We start from the raw sequence: 4,923 nt of genomic DNA on the forward strand, positions 1-4,923 counted from the left end.
CACGAACGCATCAGACGGACCCACCGAGTACCCGACCAACACCTCCACACCGATCCCCCAATGGGGGGTGATCTCACAGACTGCCTCCACTGTCCTGGCATACAGCGTCTGCGTTGCTGGACGGTTACCCGTGCGCCACTGCGCGTAGTCCTCAGGATCCAACAACTCACACGGATCCACCGGCACCGACGGCGGCTCAGCCGTCGGGGTGGGCTCCGGCTCAGTCGTTGCCGGGGCACCTGTGGGCTCGACCACCGACACCCCACCACCAGTGCAGCCAGCCAACACCACCACCAGGCCAGCCGCCACTACTCCGAGAACACTGCGATGCATCAAGCCACCGCATCCCGCCACGCCTCGATCATGAGGTCCATCAGCTCATCGAAGTCCGCCTCCGACACCCCCACCGGCTTCGACCGCGACTCCAAGTCGACCAACTCGACCTGGAGTTCCTGGCTGAGGTCATGGACAGTGACCCACTCCACCCAGGCGTCTTCGCCACTAGAACGCGTCCGCGACACTCCATGCTCAGCCTCGACATCACGACTGCGCCCTTCTGCGATGTTGTCGGCTCTCATTTCGTTCTCCTTCGCCAACGCTTCCGGGCTCAAGACCCAACCCTCCGTCTGCAACCCCAACCCCGCAGAAGACACATACGAGCACGTCCACCCCGGGTCACCGCGGGCATACTCCACCTCTCCCAACAACCGGTTGATCAGCGGGTGATCCACTGCAGGACATTCGGACGGCAACACCACCGGATGCTCCACCATCGCCGGAGAAACCTGCGCCACGACCTTCTCCAACAACGGCCGCACATCCTCCACACCCGCATTACTCCGGTTCAGCCGCACCCACACCACCTGATCGCCCACCCGCGCCAAACCTTCCGCGTGACCAGCTGCCGTGTGATAGGCCGCCCTCAACGGCAACCGGTCGTAGTACCCGAACGCCGCATCGCCGATCCCATCCCAGGCCACGAACTCAACCGAGTCCCCACGCCGGCGATCCCGGATCCGCTCAAACAGGTCACTCGGCGCCACCAAGTACCCGAACACCACTTCGTTCCCGATCCCCCATTGGGGGCGCACCCAACACGACGCCCCCAATGTGCGGACATTCAGCGCGACCACCGGTAACTGGTCCCCGGTGCGCCACTGCGCATAGTCCTCGGGACCCAACAGGTCACACGGATCCACCGGGGCCTCGACCGGCGAGGTCGGCTCAGCCGTGGGAGCTGGCCCCGTCGTGGGAGCCGGGGAACCAGTCGGCTCCGACACCCCACCACCAGTGCAGGCAGCCAACACTAGGCCAGCCACCACTACTCCGAGAACACTACGACGCATCAACCCACCGCATCCCGCCACGCCTCGATCATGAGGTCCATCAGCTCTTCGAAGTCCGCCTCCGACACCCCCACCGGACGCGACCGTGACTCCACGTCGAACAGGGTGACCTGCATCTGTTGGCGCAACTCCTCGATGGTGACGATGTCACTCCAGTTTGTCTCACTGTTCGACCTCGTGTGCAGGCTCGCCCCGTCCGTTTCAATCACCCGCAAACGCCCTGCCGAGACACTGTCCGCACCAATCTCGGCTTCTTGAGCCATTGCCTCGGGACTGAGTGTCCATCCCACTGCCCCGAGATGGCTGCCCTTTCTCGAAAAGTAGGAGCAACCCCACCCTGCGTCACCGCGGGCGTACTCCACCTCCCCCAACACCCGAGCGATCACCGGGTGATCCACCGCAGGGCACTCTGACGGCAACACCACCGGATGCTCCACCATCGCCGGAGAAACCTGCGCCACCACCTTCTCCAACAACGGCCGCAACTCCTCCGCCCCCACACCACTGCGATTCACCCGCAACCGCACCGTCTGCTCCCCCACCCGAGCCCACGCCTGCGCCTGACCAGCCGCCGTGTGATACGCCAACCTCAACGCCAACCGATCAGAGAACCCCCACGCCTCATCACCAACCCCCTCCCACACCACAAACTCAGCCGCATCCCCACGCCACCGAGACCGCTCCCGCACGAACGCATCAGACGGACCCACCGAGTACCCGACCAACACCTCCACACCGATCCCCCAATGCGGCCGCCACACGCACGCCGCCTCCAAATCCGACGCGTACAAGGTCCGCGTTCCAGGCCGATCCCCGGTCCGCCACTCCGCGTAATCCTCAGGATCCAACAGATCGCACGGATCCACCGGCACCGACGGCGGCTCAGCCGTAGGAGCCGGCTCGGTGACAGGGTCAGGGGCACCCGTCGGCACCGAAGACCCACCACCCGTGCAGCCAGCCAACAACACGCCGACCACCACCGCCACCCCGAGAAGACCCCGCATCAACCCACCGCATCCCGCCACGCCTCGATCATGAGGTCCATCAGCTCATCAAAGTCCGCCTCCGACACACCCACCGGACGCGACCGCGACTCGACGTGCGACAGGTCCACCTGCAACATCTGACGTGTGGCCGCGACGGTTACGTATTCGCGCCAGGCAGTGTCACTCGTCGACCGCACCCGCGCGGTCCCTCGCTCTGCTCTGAGTTCGCGAACGCCGCCCGACGCCAGCACCTCATCAGCGATCTCGCGCTCCTCTGTGAGAGCCTCCGCGCTCAACTCCATCCCCTGCGCCAACAGGGACGCTCCGTTCCTGAACTCGTACGAGCAGGCCCATGCGCTGTCTCCCCGGGCGTACGTAACCTCACCCAACGTCCGATAAATGGTCGGATGATCCACCGAAGGGCACGCCTCGGGCACAACGATCGAATGCTCGTGCATCGCTGGCGAGACCTGCCCGACCAGCTTCTCCAACAACGGCCGCAACTCCTCCGCCCCCACACCACTGCGATTCACCCGCAACCGCACCGTCTGCTCCCCCACCCGAGCCCACGCCTGCGCCTGACCAGCCGCCGTGTGATACGCCAACCTCAACGCCAACCGATCAGAGAACCCCCACGCCTCATCACCAATCCCCTCCCACACCACAAACTCAGCCGCATCCCCACGCCACCGAGACCGCTCCCGCACGAACGCATCAGACGGACCCACCGAGTACCCAAAGATGACTTCGACGCCGACGCCCCAGTGAGGCGGCGCTTCGCAAACCGCCTGACGCAGGGTCGGATTGAACACGACCACGGGCTTCTGGTCCCCGGTGCGCCACTGCGCATAGTCCTCAGGATCCAACAGATCGCACGGATCCACCGGCACCGACGGCGGCTCAGCCGTAGGAGCCGGCTCGGTGACAGGGTCAGGGGCACCCGTCGGCACCGAAGACCCACCACCCGTGCAGCCAGCCAACAACACGCCGACCACCACCGCCACCCCGAGAAGACCCCGCATCAACCCACCGCATCCCGCCACGCCTGGATCAACACATCCATCAACTCATCAAAGTCCGCCTCCGACACACCTGTAGGACGCGACCCCGACTCCGCATCCCGAAGACTGACCTCCAGCTTCTGGCGGGTCGCATCGACCGTCACAAAGTCCAACCACTCACGATCATCAGTGCCCCGAGTCCGCACCATCCCCGCCGGCGCCGGCACCTTGCGCGTCGTCCCGGACGCAAGATTCCTGGCACTGCTCTCGTTCTCTGCCTTCAGGGCCTCCGGACTCAACGCGTAGCCGGTCGTCCTCAATGCCCAGCCGTGGGAGGAGATATAGGAGCACCCCCACCCCGCATCACCGCGGGCGTACTCCACCTCACCGAACACACGGGCGATCACCGGGTGATCCGGCGCAGGGCACTCATCGGGCAACACGATCTGATGCTCATGCATCGCCGGAGAAACCCCCGCGACCACCTTCTCCAGCAACGGCCGCACATCCTCCAACGGCACCATGCTCCGATTCACCCGCACCCACACCGTGTGCTCCCCCACCCGCGCCGCGCCCATCGTGTGACCAGCCGGAGTGTGGTACGCCACCCGCACCGGCAACCGCTCCGTATACCCGAACGCCGCATCACCGATCCCATCCCACGCCACAAGTTCACCAAAGTTGGTGTTGGTCGCGAGCTCGCGCTGCTCGTCCTCGAACAGGTCACCGGGCACCATCGTGTACCCGATCAGCACATCGGACCCGATCCCCCACTGCGACGGCATCAGACACACCGCCGAAGCGGGAGGACCGAACATCGACACCCGCGGCGCCTGATCCCCGGTCCGCCACCGCTCGTAGTCCTCAGGATCAAACAACCCACACGGATCCACGGGGGCCTCGACAGGCTCGACCGTCGGGGCGGGCTCAGTGGTGGGCTCAGTGGTGGGGGCCGGAGCACCCGTCGGCTCCGACGACCCGCCACCCGTACAGCCCGCCAACAACAGCCCGACCACCACTACCCCGATCCCGAGAACACTGCGATGCACTCAACCCACCGCGTCCCGCCACGCCTCGATCAACACATCCATCAACTCATCAAAGTCCGCCTCCGACACCCCCACCGGACGCGACCGCGATTCCACGTCCATCAACTCCACCTGCAACTTCTGACGAGCCTCGGCGACGGTGGCGAAGTCCCGCCAAACCGCTGGGTTAAGAGAACGAGTCCGCGCCATACCCCGCCCGCCTTCAAGTTCACGCGTGCGACCCGCCGCCACGTTGCTGTCACGACTCGCGGTCTCCTGAGCCAAAGCCTCCGGGCTCAACACCCACCCGCTGGCCTGCAGAGCCACCCCTTCCGACGACAAGTACGAGCAACCCCACCCTGCGTCACCGCGGGCATACTCCACCTCCCCCAACAACCGAGCGATGACCGGGTGATCCACCGCAGGGCACTCTGACGGCAACACCACCGGATGCTCCACCATCGCCGGAGAAACCTGCGCCACCACCTTCTCCAACAACGACCGCAACTCCTCCGCCCCCACACCACTGCGATTCACCTGAAACCGCACCGTCTGCTCCCCC

5 protein-coding genes are annotated in these 4,923 nt (G+C 65.4%); all 5 read right to left on the reverse strand.

Features of this window, described 5'->3' with window-relative positions:
- Positions 1–332: 332 nt before the first annotated feature.
- A complete protein-coding gene (locus JKG67_RS18280) occupies positions 333–1,133 on the reverse strand; it encodes a hypothetical protein (protein WP_203338797.1) in 801 nt (266 codons plus the stop codon).
- Between the two features lie 212 nt (positions 1,134–1,345).
- The gene (locus tag JKG67_RS18285) at positions 1,346–1,888 is read right to left on the reverse strand and encodes a hypothetical protein (protein ID WP_203338798.1); all 543 of its coding nucleotides are present in this window, start codon (positions 1,886–1,888) and stop codon (positions 1,346–1,348) included.
- A gap of 461 nt (positions 1,889–2,349) precedes the next feature.
- Positions 2,350–3,222 (reverse strand): hypothetical protein, encoded by an 873-nt coding sequence (locus tag JKG67_RS18290; RefSeq protein ID WP_203338799.1) that lies wholly within the window; start codon positions 3,220–3,222, stop codon positions 2,350–2,352.
- A gap of 131 nt (positions 3,223–3,353) precedes the next feature.
- A complete protein-coding gene (locus JKG67_RS18295; RefSeq protein ID WP_203338800.1) occupies positions 3,354–4,118 on the reverse strand; it encodes a hypothetical protein in 765 nt (254 codons plus the stop codon).
- Between the two features lie 264 nt (positions 4,119–4,382).
- Positions 4,383–4,923 (reverse strand): C2 domain-containing protein (locus tag JKG67_RS18300; protein WP_203338801.1); only part of this gene is annotated, 541 nt, incomplete at its 5' end.

The organism is Nocardioides limicola (assembly GCF_016827675.1).
In the GTDB taxonomy this organism is placed as follows: Bacteria; Actinomycetota; Actinomycetes; order Propionibacteriales; family Nocardioidaceae; genus Nocardioides; species Nocardioides limicola.

Coding starts and splice junctions, on each gene's coding strand:
- JKG67_RS18295 (WP_203338800.1), bottom strand. CDS start 4,118: ATGCCGTCGCAGTGGGGGATCGGGTCCGATGTGCTGATCGGGTACACG.